Origin of the sequence: Mesorhizobium sp. 131-2-1 (genome assembly GCF_016756535.1) — a bacterium.
Classification (GTDB): Bacteria; Pseudomonadota; Alphaproteobacteria; order Rhizobiales; family Rhizobiaceae; genus Mesorhizobium.
Genome location: NZ_AP023247.1, coordinates 3,484,219 through 3,499,652 on the forward strand (window position 1 = coordinate 3,484,219; position 15,434 = coordinate 3,499,652).

At 62.9% G+C, this 15,434-nt stretch carries 28 protein-coding genes; 27 read left to right on the forward strand and 1 reads right to left on the reverse strand.

Translation table 11 applies throughout. The features are described 5' to 3' along the window. Positions 1 to 48: 48 nt before the first annotated feature. From rpsJ to rplQ, 27 genes are all read left to right on the forward strand, one after another. Positions 49 to 357, forward strand: coding sequence for a 30S ribosomal protein S10 (rpsJ, locus tag JG743_RS16755; protein ID WP_006205468.1), 309 nt, complete (start codon positions 49 to 51; stop codon positions 355 to 357). 94 nt (positions 358 to 451) lie between these two features. Next, entirely contained in the window at positions 452 to 1,168 is a 717-nt protein-coding gene (gene rplC, locus JG743_RS16760; RefSeq protein ID WP_202291714.1) for a 50S ribosomal protein L3, read from the forward strand. After that, the gene (rplD, locus tag JG743_RS16765; RefSeq protein WP_126054434.1) at positions 1,168 to 1,788 is read left to right on the forward strand and encodes a 50S ribosomal protein L4; all 621 of its coding nucleotides are present in this window, start codon (positions 1,168 to 1,170) and stop codon (positions 1,786 to 1,788) included. Before rplC ends, rplD begins: the two co-directional genes overlap by 1 nt. Then, complete coding sequence (locus JG743_RS16770) at positions 1,785 to 2,078, forward strand: 50S ribosomal protein L23 (RefSeq protein WP_126054435.1); 294 nt, start codon at positions 1,785 to 1,787, stop codon at positions 2,076 to 2,078. Before rplD ends, JG743_RS16770 begins: the two co-directional genes overlap by 4 nt. A 22-nt stretch (positions 2,079 to 2,100) precedes the next feature. Continuing rightward, positions 2,101 to 2,934, forward strand: coding sequence for a 50S ribosomal protein L2 (gene rplB / locus JG743_RS16775; protein ID WP_202291718.1), 834 nt, complete (start codon positions 2,101 to 2,103; stop codon positions 2,932 to 2,934). A gap of 16 nt (positions 2,935 to 2,950) precedes the next feature. Continuing rightward, a complete protein-coding gene (gene rpsS / locus JG743_RS16780) occupies positions 2,951 to 3,229 on the forward strand; it encodes a 30S ribosomal protein S19 (RefSeq protein ID WP_006205463.1) in 279 nt (92 codons plus the stop codon). A 2-nt stretch (positions 3,230 to 3,231) separates the two neighbouring features. Further along, a complete protein-coding gene (rplV, locus tag JG743_RS16785) occupies positions 3,232 to 3,621 on the forward strand; it encodes a 50S ribosomal protein L22 (protein ID WP_006205462.1) in 390 nt (129 codons plus the stop codon). Then, the gene (rpsC, locus tag JG743_RS16790; protein WP_126054437.1) at positions 3,621 to 4,352 is read left to right on the forward strand and encodes a 30S ribosomal protein S3; all 732 of its coding nucleotides are present in this window, start codon (positions 3,621 to 3,623) and stop codon (positions 4,350 to 4,352) included. Before rplV ends, rpsC begins: the two co-directional genes overlap by 1 nt. Positions 4,353 to 4,379: 27 nt before the next feature. Continuing rightward, a complete protein-coding gene (gene rplP / locus JG743_RS16795) occupies positions 4,380 to 4,793 on the forward strand; it encodes a 50S ribosomal protein L16 (RefSeq protein WP_126054438.1) in 414 nt (137 codons plus the stop codon). Positions 4,794 to 4,806: 13 nt separating this feature from the next. After that, positions 4,807 to 5,007: a 50S ribosomal protein L29 gene (rpmC, locus tag JG743_RS16800; protein ID WP_126042433.1), complete on the forward strand. Its 201-nt coding sequence runs from the start codon at positions 4,807 to 4,809 to the stop codon at positions 5,005 to 5,007. A gap of 11 nt (positions 5,008 to 5,018) precedes the next feature. Next, positions 5,019 to 5,258, forward strand: coding sequence for a 30S ribosomal protein S17 (gene rpsQ, locus JG743_RS16805; protein ID WP_010909280.1), 240 nt, complete (start codon positions 5,019 to 5,021; stop codon positions 5,256 to 5,258). A 72-nt stretch (positions 5,259 to 5,330) separates the two neighbouring features. Then, positions 5,331 to 5,699 (forward strand): 50S ribosomal protein L14, encoded by a 369-nt coding sequence (gene rplN / locus JG743_RS16810; RefSeq protein ID WP_006205457.1) that lies wholly within the window; start codon positions 5,331 to 5,333, stop codon positions 5,697 to 5,699. Between the two features lie 12 nt (positions 5,700 to 5,711). Beyond that, positions 5,712 to 6,026 carry a 50S ribosomal protein L24 gene (gene rplX, locus JG743_RS16815; protein ID WP_202291721.1) on the forward strand — a complete coding sequence of 105 codons (315 nt, stop codon included), beginning with the start codon at positions 5,712 to 5,714 and terminating at the stop codon, positions 6,024 to 6,026. Then, the gene (gene rplE, locus JG743_RS16820; protein ID WP_124997203.1) at positions 6,019 to 6,597 is read left to right on the forward strand and encodes a 50S ribosomal protein L5; all 579 of its coding nucleotides are present in this window, start codon (positions 6,019 to 6,021) and stop codon (positions 6,595 to 6,597) included. Before rplX ends, rplE begins: the two co-directional genes overlap by 8 nt. A gap of 26 nt (positions 6,598 to 6,623) precedes the next feature. Then, positions 6,624 to 6,929: a 30S ribosomal protein S14 gene (rpsN, locus tag JG743_RS16825; RefSeq protein WP_126054442.1), complete on the forward strand. Its 306-nt coding sequence runs from the start codon at positions 6,624 to 6,626 to the stop codon at positions 6,927 to 6,929. A gap of 13 nt (positions 6,930 to 6,942) precedes the next feature. Continuing rightward, entirely contained in the window at positions 6,943 to 7,341 is a 399-nt protein-coding gene (rpsH, locus tag JG743_RS16830) for a 30S ribosomal protein S8 (RefSeq protein ID WP_126054443.1), read from the forward strand. 87 nt (positions 7,342 to 7,428) lie between these two features. Continuing rightward, positions 7,429 to 7,962, forward strand: coding sequence for a 50S ribosomal protein L6 (gene rplF, locus JG743_RS16835; RefSeq protein ID WP_126054444.1), 534 nt, complete (start codon positions 7,429 to 7,431; stop codon positions 7,960 to 7,962). A 90-nt stretch (positions 7,963 to 8,052) separates the two neighbouring features. Continuing rightward, complete coding sequence (rplR, locus tag JG743_RS16840; RefSeq protein ID WP_126054445.1) at positions 8,053 to 8,412, forward strand: 50S ribosomal protein L18; 360 nt, start codon at positions 8,053 to 8,055, stop codon at positions 8,410 to 8,412. Between the two features lie 76 nt (positions 8,413 to 8,488). Continuing rightward, positions 8,489 to 9,058, forward strand: a complete 570-nt coding sequence (rpsE, locus tag JG743_RS16845; protein ID WP_027046810.1) for a 30S ribosomal protein S5 — start codon at positions 8,489 to 8,491, stop codon at positions 9,056 to 9,058. A 24-nt stretch (positions 9,059 to 9,082) separates the two neighbouring features. Next, positions 9,083 to 9,280: a 50S ribosomal protein L30 gene (gene rpmD / locus JG743_RS16850; protein ID WP_006205449.1), complete on the forward strand. Its 198-nt coding sequence runs from the start codon at positions 9,083 to 9,085 to the stop codon at positions 9,278 to 9,280. Positions 9,281 to 9,302: 22 nt separating this feature from the next. Continuing rightward, on the forward strand, positions 9,303 to 9,776 hold the full coding sequence (gene rplO / locus JG743_RS16855; protein ID WP_202291724.1) for a 50S ribosomal protein L15: 474 nt from the start codon (positions 9,303 to 9,305) through the stop codon (positions 9,774 to 9,776). Between the two features lie 191 nt (positions 9,777 to 9,967). After that, positions 9,968 to 11,308, forward strand: a complete 1,341-nt coding sequence (gene secY, locus JG743_RS16860; protein WP_202291726.1) for a preprotein translocase subunit SecY — start codon at positions 9,968 to 9,970, stop codon at positions 11,306 to 11,308. Further along, positions 11,305 to 11,904 (forward strand): adenylate kinase, encoded by a 600-nt coding sequence (locus JG743_RS16865; RefSeq protein WP_202291729.1) that lies wholly within the window; start codon positions 11,305 to 11,307, stop codon positions 11,902 to 11,904. The genes secY and JG743_RS16865 overlap by 4 nt, the downstream gene beginning before the upstream one ends. 196 nt (positions 11,905 to 12,100) lie before the next feature. Next, entirely contained in the window at positions 12,101 to 12,469 is a 369-nt protein-coding gene (gene rpsM / locus JG743_RS16870) for a 30S ribosomal protein S13 (protein ID WP_006205445.1), read from the forward strand. A 126-nt stretch (positions 12,470 to 12,595) separates the two neighbouring features. Further along, positions 12,596 to 12,985: a 30S ribosomal protein S11 gene (rpsK, locus tag JG743_RS16875; protein ID WP_006205444.1), complete on the forward strand. Its 390-nt coding sequence runs from the start codon at positions 12,596 to 12,598 to the stop codon at positions 12,983 to 12,985. A 101-nt stretch (positions 12,986 to 13,086) separates the two neighbouring features. Further along, the gene (locus JG743_RS16880) at positions 13,087 to 14,097 is read left to right on the forward strand and encodes a DNA-directed RNA polymerase subunit alpha (RefSeq protein WP_202291732.1); all 1,011 of its coding nucleotides are present in this window, start codon (positions 13,087 to 13,089) and stop codon (positions 14,095 to 14,097) included. 105 nt (positions 14,098 to 14,202) lie between these two features. After that, positions 14,203 to 14,634 carry a 50S ribosomal protein L17 gene (gene rplQ / locus JG743_RS16885; protein WP_202291735.1) on the forward strand — a complete coding sequence of 144 codons (432 nt, stop codon included), beginning with the start codon at positions 14,203 to 14,205 and terminating at the stop codon, positions 14,632 to 14,634. Positions 14,635 to 14,703: 69 nt separating this feature from the next. Here rplQ and JG743_RS16890 read toward each other — a convergent pair whose 3' ends face one another. Beyond that, entirely contained in the window at positions 14,704 to 15,330 is a 627-nt protein-coding gene (locus JG743_RS16890; RefSeq protein ID WP_202291738.1) for a hypothetical protein, read from the reverse strand. Positions 15,331 to 15,434 lie beyond the last annotated feature (104 nt).

Consider the following 15,434-nt stretch of genomic DNA (forward strand, 5'->3'; position numbering starts at 1 on the left):
CGCGGGCGCGGAAGTTGCCCGCGCCGCGCCAGAACAAGGAAGTGACGCATGAACGGACAGAATATCCGCATCCGCCTTAAGGCGTTTGATCACCGCGTGCTCGACGCCTCGACGCGGGAGATCGTGTCGACGGCCAAGCGCACCGGCGCCAACGTCCGCGGCCCCATTCCGCTGCCGACGCGGATCGAAAAGTTCACGGTCAACCGGTCGCCTCACGTCGACAAGAAGAGCCGCGAGCAGTTCGAGATGCGCACGCACAAGCGTCTGCTCGACATCGTCGATCCGACCCCGCAGACGGTCGATGCTTTGATGAAGCTCGACCTCGCCGCCGGTGTCGACGTCGAGATCAAGCTCTAAGGAACAAGAGGCGCGGGGCGACCCGGAACTCTGAAGGAACAAGAGGCGTGGAGGGGCGACAGCCCCGACAGGGAACTCTAAAGGAATTGAACCGATGCGTTCAGGTGTGATTGCAAAGAAGGTGGGAATGACCCGCATCTATAACGATGCAGGGGAACATGTTCCCGTCACCGTTCTCCAGATGGAGAATTGCCAGGTCGTGGCGCAGCGCACGCAAGAGAAGAACGGCTACACCGCCGTCCAGCTCGGCGTTGGCCTTGCCAAGGTGAAGAACACGTCGAAGGCGATGCGCGGCCATTTCGCCGCCGCTTCCGTCGAGCCGAAGGCGAAGCTCGCCGAATTCCGCGTCTCCGCCGACAACATGATCGACGTCGGCGCCGAGATCACTGTCGAGCACTTCGTCGCCGGCCAGAAGGTCGACGTCACCGGCACCTCGACCGGCAAGGGTTTCCAGGGCGTGATCAAGCGGCACCACATGGGTGGTGGCCGCGCCACGCACGGTAACTCGGTCTCGCACCGTACGCACGGCTCGACCGGTCAGCGCCAGGACCCCGGCAAGGTGTTCAAGGGCAAGAAGATGGCCGGCCACATGGGTGACGTTCGCGTCACCACGCAGAACGTCGAGGTCGTTTCGACCGACGCCGACCGCGGCCTGATCCTGATCCGCGGCGCGGTTCCCGGCGTCAAGGGCGCCTGGATCCTGGTCCGCGACGCAGCCAAGGTGGCGCTGCCGGCCAATGCGCCGAAGCCTGCCGCGATCCGCGCTGGCGCCGCCAAGAATGAAGCCCCGGCTACCGAGGGAGCGGAATAATGGACCTCAAGATCACAACGCTGGGCGGCAAAGACGCCGGCAAGGTGAAACTCTCCGAGGAGATTTTCGGCCTTGATCCGCGCGAGGACATCCTGCAGCGCGTCGTGCGCTGGCAGCTGGCCAAGAAGCAGCAGGGCACGCACAAGGCCAAGGGCCGCGCCGAGATCGCGCGCACCGGCGCCAAGATGTACAAGCAGAAGGGTACGGGCCGCGCCCGCCACCATTCGGCTCGCGCTCCGCAGTTCCGCGGCGGCGGCAAGGCGCACGGCCCGGTCGTGCGCAGCCACGAGCACGACCTGCCGAAGAAGGTGCGCGCGCTCGGCCTCAAGCATGCTCTCTCGGCCAAGGCCAAGAGCGCGTCGATCATCATCGTCGATGAGCTGAAGCTGACCGAGGCCAAGACCAAGGCGCTGGTTGCGAATTTCGAGACGCTTGGCCTGACCAACGCGCTCGTCATCGGCGGCGCCGAGCTCGACCAGAATTTCAAGCTGGCGGCGACCAACATTCCGAACATCGACGTGCTGCCCATCCAGGGCATCAACGTCTACGACATTCTGCGCCGCGGCACGCTGGTCCTTTCCAAGGCCGCCGTCGAGGCTCTCGAGGAGCGCTTCAAATGACCGACCTTCGTCACTACGACGTGATCGTCTCGCCGGCGATCACCGAAAAGTCGACCATGGCTTCCGAGCAGAACCAGGTCGTCTTCAACGTCGCCAAGAAGGCGTCGAAGCCGGAAATCAAGGCCGCCGTCGAAGCCCTCTTCGGCGTCAAGGTTACGGCCGTGAACACGCTTGTCCGCAAGGGCAAGATCAAGCGCTTCCGCGGCACGATCGGCCGCCAGGGCGACGTCAAGAAGGCGGTTGTGACGCTGGCCGACGGCCAGTCGATCGACGTCGCGACGGGTCTCTGAGCTAGGCCGCGAGGACAGGACAATGGCACTCAAGAAATTCAACCCGGTAACGCCGAGCACCCGCCAGCTGGTCATCGTCGACCGCTCGGGCCTCTACAAGGGCAAGCCCGTCAAGGGCCTGACCGAAGGCCTGACCAAGTCGGGCGGCCGCAACAATTACGGCCGCATCACGGCCCGCTTCATCGGCGGCGGTCACAAGCGTTCGTACCGCATCATCGACTTCAAGCGCCGCAAGTTCGACGTCGTCGGTACGGTCGAGCGGATCGAATACGATCCGAACCGCACCGCCTTCATCGCGCTGATCAAGTATGACGATGGCGAGCTGTCCTACATCATCGCCCCGCAGCGCCTTGCCGCCGGCGACAAGATCGTGGCCGGCGAAGCGGTCGACGTGAAGCCGGGCAATGCGATGCCGCTGGCCTCGATGCCGGTCGGCACGATCGTCCACAACATCGAGCTGAAGCCGGGCAAGGGCGGCCAGGTCGCCCGTTCGGCGGGCGGTTACGCCCAGCTCGTCGGCCGTGACCAGGGGATGGCGATCCTGCGCCTCAACTCGGGCGAGCAGCGCATCGTGCACGGCTCCTGCATGGCAACCGTCGGCGCGGTGTCGAACCCCGACCACGGCAACATCAATGACGGCAAGGCCGGCCGCACCGTGTGGCGCGGCAAGCGTCCGCACAATCGCGGCGTGGCCATGAACCCGGTCGATCACCCGCACGGCGGCGGCGAAGGCCGCACCTCGGGTGGCCGTCATCCGGTTTCGCCTTGGGGCAAGCCGACCAAGGGCAAGAAGACGCGGTCCAACAAGGCGACCGACAAGTTCATCGTGCGCTCGCGCCATCAGCGCAAGAGCTAAGAAGAGGTAACGCCAAGTGACTCGTTCGATTTGGAAAGGCCCCTTCATCGACGGCTACCTTCTCAAGAAGGTGGACAAGGTTCGTGAAGGCGGTCGCAATGAGGTGATCAAGATGTGGAGCCGTCGCTCCACCATCCTGCCGCAGTTCGTCGGCTTCACCTTCGGTGTCTATAACGGCCAGAAGCATGTTCCCGTCTCCGTGAACGAGGACATGGTCGGTCACAAGTTCGGTGAATTCGCTCCGACCCGGACCTATTACGGTCACGGCGCGGATAAGAAGGCGAAGAGGAAATAATCATGGGCAAGGCCAAAGCTCCGCGCAGGCTTGCTGACAACGAGGCGCGCGCCGTCCTGCGCACGATCCGTATCAGCCCGCAGAAGCTGAACCTGGTTGCCGCGCTGATCCGCGGCAAGAAGGTCGCGACAGCGCTTTCCGACCTCGAATTCTCGGCCAAGCGGATTTCCGGCACGGTCAAGAAGACGCTGGAATCGGCGATCGCCAACGCGGAAAACAACCACGACCTCGACGTCGATGCGCTGATCGTGGCGGAAGCCTATGTCGGCAAGTCGATCGTCATGAAGCGGTTCCATGCTCGTGGCCGTGGTCGCGCCAGCCGTATCGAGAAGCCGTTCTCGCACCTCACGATCGTCGTTCGTGAAGTCGAGGAAAAAGGGGAGGCCGCATAATGGGCCAGAAAGTCAATCCGATCGGGCTGCGTCTCGGCATCAACCGCACCTGGGATTCGCGCTGGTTCGCGAACACCGGCGAGTACGGCCAGCTGCTGCATGAGGACATCAAGATCCGCAAGTATCTTGAGAAGGAACTCAAGCAGGCCGCGATCTCCAAGGTCGTGATCGAGCGTCCGCACAAGAAGTGCCGCGTCACCATCCACGCAGCGCGTCCGGGCCTGATCATCGGCAAGAAGGGCGCCGACATCGAGAAGCTTCGCAAGAAGCTGATGGAGATGACGAAGTCCGAGACGCACCTCAACATCGTCGAGGTGCGCAAGCCGGAAATCGACGCCACGCTGATCGCGCAGTCGATCGCCCAGCAGCTGGAGCGCCGCATCGCGTTCCGCCGCGCTATGAAGCGCGCCGTTCAGTCGGCGATGCGTCTCGGCGCCGAGGGCATCCGCATCAACTGCTCGGGTCGTCTGGGCGGCGCCGAAATCGCGCGCATGGAATGGTACCGCGAAGGTCGCGTGCCGCTGCATACGCTGCGCGCCGATGTCGACTACGGCACGGCCGAGGCGAACACCGCTTACGGCATCTGCGGCGTCAAGGTCTGGGTGTTCAAGGGCGAGATCCTCGAGCACGACCCGATGGCGTCCGAGCGCCGGGCCACCGAGGGCGATCATGCGCATGGCGGCAGCGCCGGTGGTGAGCGCGAGCGCGGTCGCCGTCGCGAAAACGCCTGAGACATTTGAGAATTTGGAGTTAGAACGATGCTGCAGCCAAAGCGCACAAAGTTCCGCAAGCAGTTCAAGGGCCGCATCCATGGTACCGCCAAGGGCGGCACCAACCTGGATTTCGGCGGTTTCGGACTGAAGGCGCTTGAGCCGAACCGCGTCACCGCGCGCGAGATCGAGGCGGCCCGCCGCGCGATCACCCGCGAGATGAAGCGCGCCGGCCGCGTCTGGATCCGGGTGTTCCCGGATCTGCCGGTCACCTCGAAGCCGACCGAAGTGCGTATGGGTAAGGGCAAGGGCGCCGTCGACTACTGGGCGGCGCGCGTCAAGCCCGGCCGCATCATGTTCGAGATCGACGGCGTCAGCGAAGAGACGGCGCGCGAGGCGCTGCGCCTCGGCGCTGCGAAGCTCTCGGTCAGGACGCGCTTCGTACAGCGCATCGCAGAATAAGGACGGGCCGATCATGAAAGCCGAAGACATCCGGACCAAGACCCAGGACCAGCTGACCGACGACCTGGCCAGCCTGAAGAAGGAGCAGTTCAACCTGCGCTTCCAGAAGGCCACCGGTCAGCTCGAGAAGACCGCGCGCGTGAAGCAGGTCCGCAGGGACATAGCGCGCATCAAGACCATCGCCGCGGAAAAGTCCGCGGCCAAGAAGGCTTAAGGACGAAAACCATGCCAAAGCGCATTCTGCAGGGCACCGTCGTCAGCGACAAGAACGAGAAGACGGTCGTCGTCAAGGTCGAACGGCGCTTCACGCATCCCGTGATGAAGAAGACCGTGCGCATGACCAAGAAGTACAAGGCGCACGACGAGAACAACGCCCACAAGGTCGGCGACCAGGTGTTCATCCAGGAATCGAAGCCGATTTCCAAGGACAAGCGCTGGATCGTCGTGTCTTCGGACCAGGCGTAAACAAACGAATTTTGGACAGACCGGGGAGGGGCTTCGAGCCCGTCCCGTTAGAAAAGAAGAAGGCGGCCAGTCATGATTCAGATGCAAACAAACCTCGACGTCGCGGATAATTCCGGCGCCCGTCGTGTCATGTGCATCAAGGTGCTGGGCGGCTCGAAGCGGAAATACGCTTCCGTTGGCGACATCATCGTGGTGTCGATCAAGGAAGCCATTCCGCGCGGCCGCGTGAAGAAGGGCGATGTGATGAAGGCGGTCGTGGTTCGCACGGCCAAGGACATCCGCCGCCCGGACGGCAGCGTGATCCGTTTCGACAAGAACGCGGCCGTTCTCGTCGACAATAAGAAAGAGCCGATCGGCACGCGTATCTTCGGACCGGTTCCGCGCGAACTCCGCGCCAAGAACCACATGAAGATCATCTCGCTCGCGCCTGAAGTGCTGTAAGGAGCCGGACCAATGCAGAAGATCAGAAAAGGCGACAAGGTCGTCGTTCTTGCCGGCAAGGACAAGGGCCGTTCGGGCGAAGTCCTGTCGGTGCAGCCGAAGGAAGACACCGCGCTGGTGCGTGGCGTCAACCTGATCCGCCGTCACCAGAAGCAGTCCCAGTCCCAAGAGGGCGGGATCATCACCAAGGAAGCGCCGATCCACCTGTCGAACATCGCGCTGGCCGACCCCAAGGACGGCAAGCCGACCCGCGTCGGTTTCGCCATCCAGAAGGACGGCAAGAAGGTGCGCGTCGCCAAGCGTTCGGGAGAAGTCATCAATGGCTAAGGCTGAAACCAAGCAGGCAACTGCCAAGAACGAGCCGCGCCTCAAGAAGGTCTACAACGAGACCATCCGCAAGGCGCTGCAGGAGCAGTTCGGCTACGACAACGACATGCAGGTTCCGCGCCTCGACAAGATCGTGCTGAACATGGGCGTCGGCGAGGCGACCGCAGACTCGAAGAAGCCTTCGGTCGCGGCCGAGGACCTGGCGATGATCGCCGGCCAGAAGGCCGTCGTCACCCGCGCCCGCAACTCGATCGCCGGCTTCAAGGTGCGCGAGAACATGCCGATCGGCGCCAAGGTCACGTTGCGCAAGGAACGCATGTACGAGTTCCTCGATCGCCTCGTGAACATCGCGCTGCCGCGCGTCCGCGACTTCCGCGGGCTGAACCCGAAGAGCTTTGACGGCCGTGGCAACTACGCCATGGGCATCAAGGAACACATCGTGTTCCCGGAGATCAACTACGACAAGGTTGATCAGGTCTGGGGCATGGACGTCATCGTTTGTACGACGGCGAAGACGGACGACGAAGCCAGGGCTCTGCTCAAGGCTTTCAACTTCCCCTTCCGCCAGTAACGGCAGCGAAAAAGGAAAAATCTGAAATGGCAAAGACCAGCTCAGTCGAGAAGAACAACAGGCGCCGGAAGCTTGCGGACCAGTATGCCGCCAAGCGCAAGGCACTGAAGGCCATCGTCATGGATCAGTCCAAGCCGATGGAAGAGCGTTTCCGCGCCCAGTTGAAGCTGTCGGCATTGCCGCGCAACTCGGCCAAGATCCGCATCCGTAACCGCTGCGAAGTCACCGGTCGTCCGCGTGCCTACTATCGCAAGCTCAAGGTTTCGCGTATCGCGCTTCGCGATCTTGGCAACAACGGCCAGATCCCGGGCCTGGTCAAGTCGAGCTGGTAAGGAGGACATTGAGATGTCATTGAGCGATCCTCTCGGCGATATGCTGACCCGCATCCGCAACGCCTATGGCCGTAAGAAGTCGAGCGTCTCGACCCCGGCCTCGCGTCTGCGCACCCGCGTCCTCGACGTGCTGAAGGCTGAAGGCTATATCCGCGACTACAGCCAGACCGACTTCGAGAACGGCAAGTCCGAAATCGAAATCGAGCTGAAGTATTTCGACGGCGCGCCGGTCGTGCGCGAAATCGCCCGTGTCTCGAAGCCGGGCCGCCGCGTCTATGTCTCGGCCAAGTCGATCCCGCAGGTCGCCAACGGCCTCGGCATCGCCATCCTTTCGACGCCGAAGGGCGTGATGGCCGACCACGAAGCGCGCGAACAGAACGTCGGCGGTGAAATCCTCTGCCAGATCTTCTGATCTGGCGCGTGATCGAAAGCGGTATCCGGTTTTCGGCAATGCTCGAAAACTGGACCCTGAACCTAGAGAAGTGACGAGGACAACAAAATGTCTCGTATTGGAAAGAAACCCGTTTCGCTGCCGCAGGGCGTGACCGCGACCGTCAACGGCCAGACCGTGACGGCGAAGGGCCCCAAGGGCGAGCTGAAGTTCGTGGTCAACGACGAAGTGCTGGTCAAGCTGGAAGGCACCGAGATTGCCGTCCAGCCGCGCGACCAGACCAAGACGGCCCGCGCCAAGTGGGGCATGTCGCGCACGCAGATCGTCAACATCCTGCAGGGTGTGAAGGACGGCTTCGAGAAGCGGCTCGAGATCACCGGCGTCGGCTATCGCGCCGCCATGCAGGGCAAGAACCTGCAGCTTGCGCTTGGCTTCAGCCACGACGTGGTCTACGAGACCCCGCAGGGCATCACGATCACGGTGCCGAAGCCGACGGAAATCACGGTCACCGGCATCGACAAGCAGCAGGTCGGGCAGGTTGCCGCCGAGATCCGCGAGTACCGCGGTCCCGAGCCCTACAAGGGCAAGGGCGTGCGCTACGCCGGCGAGAAGATCGTCCGCAAGGAAGGCAAGAAGAAGTAATCATCGCAACGCCGCGGGGCGCGGCCGCGGGAGGCATCTTCGCCTACCGCACAGGGTTGCCCCCGTTTTCTGAAGGCAAGGAAAAGTACCATGGGCTCGAAAGAATCCACTCAGCGCCGCGCTCAGCGCGTGCGTCGCCAGATCAAGAAGGTTGCGGGCGAGCGTCCGCGTCTCTCGGTCCATCGCACCTCGAAGAACATCTACGTCCAGGTCATCGACGACGCCAAGGGCCACACGCTGGCCGCCGCCTCGACGCTGGAGAAGGACCTCAAGGGTTCGCTCAAGACCGGCGCCGATACCGCGGCTGCTGCGGCTGTCGGCAAGCTGATCGCCGAGCGCGCCTCGAAGGCCGGCGTCAAGGAAGTCGTCTTCGACCGTGGCCCGTACATCTATCACGGCCGCGTCAAGGCGCTGGCCGAGGCCGCCCGCGAAGGTGGCCTGAGCTTCTAATTTTTCACCGCCGGCGACCCAAAGCGGCGCCGGCATTTCAGCAACCGTGCTTCCGGAAAAGAACAAGGAACAGGATATGGCACAGGAACGTAGGGAAGGCGGCCGCGGCCGCGAGCGTGAGCGCGAAGAGCGCGACGACGGCATGGTGGACAAGCTCGTCCACATCAACCGCGTCGCCAAGGTGGTGAAGGGCGGCCGGCGTTTCGGCTTTGCCGCACTCGTCGTCGTCGGCGACCAGAAGGGCCGCGTCGGCTTCGGCCACGGCAAGGCACGCGAAGTGCCGGAAGCGATCCGCAAGGCGACCGAGTCGGCCAAGCGCGACATGATCTTCGTGCCGCTGCGCTCGGGCCGCACGCTGCACCACGACGTCGAGGGCCGCTGGGGCGCCGGACGCGTTCTGCTGCGCGCCGCCAAGCAGGGTACCGGCATCATCGCCGGCGGCCCGATGCGCGCCGTCTTCGAGACGCTCGGCATGCATGACGTGGTCGCCAAGTCGATGGGTTCGTCGAACCCCTACAACATGGTTCGCGCCACCTTCGACGCGCTGAAGAGCCAGATGCATCCGAAGGATGTAGCTGCCGCGCGCGGCATCAAGTACTCGACCCTTCAGGCCCGCCGCGGCACCGCCGTCGCGGCTGAAGAATAGTCGACGCGACCAGGGATCCAGACCATGGCCAAGAAAGCTACCAAGACCATCACCGTCGAGCAGATCGGCTCGCCGATCCGGCGGCCGAAGGAGCAGCGCGCGACGCTGGTCGGCCTCGGCCTCAACAAGATGCACAAGCAGCGCACGCTGGAAGATACGCCTTCCGTGCGCGGCATGATCGCTGCCGTCCAGCATCTCGTCCGCGTCGTGGACGAGGGCTGAGCAGAAGCGCAGGAGAACGAAGATGAAACTCAACGATCTGCGTGACAAGGACGGCGCCACGCACTCCAAGAAGCGTCTGGGCCGCGGCATCGGCTCCGGCTCCGGCAAGACCGGCGGTCGCGGCGTCAAGGGCCAGAAGGCACGCTCAGGCGTTGCCATCAACGGCTTCGAGGGCGGCCAGATGCCGCTCTACCGGCGCCTGCCGAAGCGCGGCTTCAACAACCTGTTCGCCAAGAGCTTCACGGTCGTGTCGCTGGCCCGTATCCAGGCCGCGGTCGATGCCAAGAAGCTCGACGCCAAGGCAACGGTGACGGCTGAGGCACTGGTTGCCGCCGGCGTCATCCGCCGCGTCAAGGACGGCGTGCGCGTGCTGTCCGACGGCGAGCTCAAGGCGAAGCTTGCCTTCGACGTGGCCGGCGCCTCCAAGGCTGCGATCGAGAAGATCGAGAAGGCCGGCGGCTCGGTGAAGGTGCCGGAAAAGGCCGCCGCTGAGTAACGGCGATTTGAAGCGCAGATGGCACGAGCGAAGCCAGGTTTTGCCCGCCATCGCGCTTTGATCTGATCAATTAGGCGGCCGCGTCAACGCGGCCGCTTGCATGTTTACGGTCCGGAGCTTATCTCGTGAGCTTCGGTGACACGCGCCGCCTGAGCTGCGGGCATCGAGCGTGACCAAGCGGAGAATCAGGCATGGCTTCGGCTGCTGAACAACTAGCCTCGAATCTGAATTTTTCGGCCTTCGCCAAGGCCGAGGACCTGAAGAAGCGCATCTGGTTCACCGTCGGCGCGCTGCTCGTCTACCGGCTCGGCACCTATATCCCGCTGCCCGGCATCAATCCCGACGCGTTCGCCCAGGCCTTCTCCTCGCAGAGCAAGGGCGTGCTCGGCATGTTCAACATGTTCGCCGGCGGCGCCGTGCAGCGCATGGCGATCTTCGCGCTGGGCATCATGCCCTACATCTCCGCCTCCATCATCATGCAGCTGATGACCTCGGTCATCCCGTCGCTGGAAGCGCTGAAGAAGGAAGGCGAGCAGGGCCGCAAGATCATCAACCAGTACACGCGCTACGGCACCGTGCTTCTGGCGCTGGTGCAGGCCTACGGCATCTCTGTCGGACTGGAGGGCGGCAACGGCATCGTCAACGATCCTGGCATGTTCTTCCGCATCTCCACCGTCGTGACGCTGGTCGGCGGCACTATGTTCCTGATGTGGCTCGGCGAGCAGATCACCGCGCGCGGCATCGGCAACGGCATTTCGTTGATCATCTTCTCCGGCATCGTCGCCGGCCTGCCGCGCGCCATCTCCGGTACGCTGGAGCTCGGCCGCACCGGCGCGCTGTCGACCGGGCTGATCCTGGCGATCATCGTGCTCGCCATCGTCGTCATTGCCCTTATCGTGTTCTTCGAGCGCGCACAGCGCCGCCTGCTGATCCAGTATCCGAAGCGCCAGGTCGGCAACCGCATGTTCCAGGGCGACACCTCGCATTTGCCGCTGAAGCTCAACACGTCGGGCGTCATCCCGCCGATCTTCGCGTCGTCGCTGCTGCTGCTGCCGGCAACGGTCGCCGGCTTCTCGCAGACGACCAACATGCCCGCCTGGGCAAGCACGATCCTTGCCTCGCTCGGCCACGGCCAGCCGCTCTACATGGCGTTTTACGCGGCCATGATCGTGTTCTTCGCCTTCTTCTACACCGCGATCGTCTTCAACCCGAAGGACACCGCCGACCAGCTCAAGAAGCATTCCGGCTTCATTCCGGGCTACCGTCCGGGCGAGCGCACCGCCGATTACATCGACTATGTCCTCACGCGCATCACCGTCATCGGCGCCATCTACCTGGTGCTGGTGTGCCTGCTGCCCGAATTCCTGATTTCAGCGACTGGCGTACCATTCTACCTTGGTGGCACATCGCTTCTGATCGTGGTCAGTGTAACGCTCGATACGGTGGCGCAGATTCAGGGTCACCTGATCGCGCACCAGTATGAGGGCCTGATCAAGAAGTCGAAGTTGCGCGGGGGGAAGAGGACCAGATGAGGCTGATATTGCTTGGACCGCCGGGGGCGGGCAAGGGGACACAAGCGCAAAGACTGGTAGAGAAATACCGCATACCCCAGCTCTCGACTGGCGACATGTTGCGTGCGGCGGTGCAGGCCGGTACCGAGGTTGGCAAGCGGGCCAAGGCGGTTATGGATGCCGGTGAGCTGGTTTCCGATGTCATCGTCAACGCCATCGTGGCCGAGCGTATCGACCAGGCTGATTGCGCAAATGGCTTCATCCTCGACGGTTACCCCCGCACCCTGGTTCAGGCCGATGCGGTCGAATCGATGCTCGCGGAGCGTGGCCTCCATCTCGACGCCGTCATCGAACTCGTCGTCGATGACAAGGCGCTGGTTGGGCGAATCGTCAAGCGCGCCGAGGATGCCAAGGCCGCCGGCCAGCCGGTGCGCAAGGATGACAATCCAGCCGTGTTCGAGGAGCGCTTGCGGGAGTACTACAAGAAGACCGCTCCGCTGATTGGCTACTACTACGCCAAGGGCAGGCTGAAGAGCGTCGACGGCATGGCCGACATAGACACCGTCACGAGAGAGATCGAAGCGGTGCTCAAATCCGTCACCCAGGCGGCGGCATAGAGAAAACAGACGATTGCGCTTGACTGTAGCGGTCCGCTGGGGTATGGCGGCCCGTCTTCCATCAGGCATAGGCTTTGCTTGTCCGCAAGGGCAAGGCAGCCGCTTTGAACTGGAAACTCCCGCAAGGGCCGGCCTCCACCGGACGCGGGGCAACTTGAAGCGCCGGCTCGTCCGGCCCATATGGAGAAGAGAGAAGATGGCTCGTATAGCCGGCGTCAACATTCCGACCAACAAGCGCGTCGTCATCGCGCTTCAGTACATTCACGGCATTGGCAAGAAGTTCGCCCAGGAGATCGTCGACAAGGTCGGCATCCCGGCCGAGCGCCGCGTCAACCAGCTGACCGACGCGGAAGTGCTGCAGATCCGCGAGACGATCGACCGCGACTACCAGGTCGAAGGCGACCTGCGCCGTGAAGTGTCGATGAACATCAAGCGGCTCATGGACCTCGGCTGCTACCGCGGCCTGCGTCACCGCCGCTCGCTGCCGGTCCGCGGCCAGCGCACGCATACCAACGCGCGCACCCGCAAGGGCCCGGCCAAGTCGATCGCCGGTAAGAAGAAGTAAGCGAGCGAATAGCGAGTAGCCATTGGCGAGTAGGGGTCCCTATTCGCCAATGGCTACTCACCACTCGCTCTCAAAGGTGGAGCCGCTGGCATTACGGCGGTGTAGAGATCAACTGAAAGGACTACCATGGCCAAGGAAGCCGCTCGTGTTCGCCGTCGCGAACGCAAGAACATCTCGTCGGGCGTTGCCCACGTCAATTCGACCTTCAACAACACGATGATCACCATCACCGACGCGCAGGGCAATTCGATCGCCTGGTCGTCGGCCGGCGCCCAAGGCTTCAAGGGTTCGCGCAAGTCGACCCCGTTCGCCGCCCAGATGGCCGCCGAGGATGTCGCCAAGAAGGCGCAGGAACACGGCATGCGCATGCTCGAAGTCGAGGTCTGCGGACCCGGCTCGGGCCGTGAATCGGCGCTGCGCGCGCTGCAGGCCGCCGGCTTCACCATCACCTCGATCCGGGATGTGACGCCGATCCCGCACAATGGCTGCCGCCCGCGCAAGAAGCGCCGCGTCTAAGGAACTATCGAACGCCGCGTGAGCGCCAAAAGCGCTCCTCCGCGGCATTCCAGGTCGCCCGCCACGATTGGATGGTGGCGGGGCAACGGAAGGAAAGCATCATGATCCAGAAAAACTGGCAGGAACTGATCAAGCCGAACAAGATCGAGTTCTCGTCGAAGAAGAAGACGATGACCACGCTGGTGGCCGAGCCGCTCGAGCGCGGCTTCGGCCTCACGCTGGGCAACGCGCTGCGGCGCGTGCTTCTGTCTTCGCTGCGTGGCGCGGCCGTCACCGCCGTGCAGATCGACGGCGTCCTGCATGAATTCTCGTCGATCGCCGGCGTGCGCGAGGACGTGACCGACATCGTCTTGAACATCAAGGAAATCGCCATCCGCATGGAAGGCGACGGCCCGAAGCGCATGGTCGTTCGCAAGCAGGGCCCTGGCGCCGTGCTGGCAGGCGACATCCAGACGGTCGGCGACGTCGAGATCCTCAACCCCGACCACGTCATCTGCACGCTGGACGAAGGTGCCGAGATCCGCATGGAGTTCACCGTCGACACGGGCAAGGGCTACGTGCCGGCCGAGCGCAACCGCGCCGAGGACGCGCCGATCGGGCTGATCCCGGTCGACAGCCTCTACTCGCCGGTCAAGAAGGTCTCCTACAAGGTCGAGAACACCCGCGAGGGCCAGGTTCTCGACTATGACAAGCTGACCATGACCATCGAGACCGACGGTTCGATCTCGGGCGAGGACGCGGTGGCTTTCGCCGCCCGCATCCTGCAGGACCAGCTCGGCCTGTTCGTCAACTTCGACGAACCGCAGAAGGAAGTCGCGGCCGAGGCCGTCACCGAGCTCGCCTTCAACCCGGCGCTGCTCAAGAAGGTCGACGAGCTCGAGCTCTCGGTGCGTTCGGCCAACTGCCTGAAGAACGACAACATCGTCTATATCGGCGACCTGATCCAGAAGACCGAAGCCGAGATGCTGCGCACCCCGAACTTCGGCCGCAAGTCGCTGAACGAGATCAAGGAAGTGCTGGCGGCGATGGGCCTGCACCTCGGCATGGAAGTGCCGGACTGGCCGCCGGAAAACATCGAAGACCTCGCCAAGCGTTACGAAGACCAATATTGAGCATGAAACTCCAAGGATCGGCGGCGTGAGCCGCTCGATCCGACGGTCATGCGGAAAACCATCAGAGGCCGTGGCCTCTTGAACAACTGAAGAAGGAAAAGAGCCATGCGCCACGGTTTCAAAGGCCGTCGCTTCGCCCGCAGCGTAAGCCACCGCAAGTCGATGTTCGCCAACCTCGCCGTGTCTCTCATCGAGCACGAGCAGATCGTCACCACCCTGCCGAAGGCGAAGGACCTGCGTCCGATCGTCGAGAAGCTGGTGACGCTCGGCAAGCGCGGCGACCTGCATGCACGCCGCCAGGTGATCGCCCAGATCGGCAATGAAGGCGTCGTCAAGCGCCTGTTCGAGACCATCGCACCGCGCTACGCCACCCGCAACGGCGGCTACCTGCGCATCATGAAGGCGGGCTTCCGCCACGGCGACAATGCCGCCATGGCTGTCATCGAGTTCGTCGACCGCGACACCTCGGCCAAGGGCGCCGGCGATCGCGCCCGCATCGAAGCCGAAGGCACCGATGAGGAAGCCGCGGCCGCCTAAGGTCCGGGTTTTTGCGAGAGTTCAAAAGGGGCCCTGTGGGCCCCTTTTTCGTTAGCGATCGGCGAGTGGTTATCGAATCAGGTCCAAATAATCCTGGCCGCTCAGCGACCGCCAGTTGAGTGCTCCAGGTATCTCTTCGGCGGCAGTCCGTGGGTATGAGTAGATGCTATCGACCTTCGTTCGAGAGTCGACATCTCGAACAAACCGGGACAACGCCGACTCGTTCAAATGTTCAATGGCTTCTCGATCGCCAATGAACGCCGTGTCGACCTGAAAGTGAATCTGGATACCGCCAGCACAGATGTTCAGCAGAATATCGTCGCTTAGCGCCGCATAATAGACGGTTGCTTGTCTTGAATCCCACAGGCCTGCAGCCAGGAATTCCGAGGGTTTCGTCTCACCGTTGAATCCGTCCAAAGACACCTTCAATTGCTCGGTCAGTGAATCAGATTTGCCGCAGAGTTGTGCCGCTCCTTCGATCTGAAACCAGTTCATCTGGTACGGAGCGATGCTGTCGAAGGAAATCTCCAGGTTGCCGAAAAACCAATAGACTGGAACAGGATGGCCATCATCGACATTCCACCCGTCGGGCGGACCGAGCGTCTCTGCGACCTCCTTCAGCGTCATGTGAGGGGTTACCGGTCCTAAGTTGCCGGTGACCAAAAAGTCGCGGAATGAAGCGAGATGTTTTTTCATGATATCGCCGACGGTGCCCGATTGCAGACGGAGCTATAGCCGGTTACTGGCTGAAAATAATTCGATTTCATCGCCTTAGCCTTTCATTCTGCACAATCGTCGGG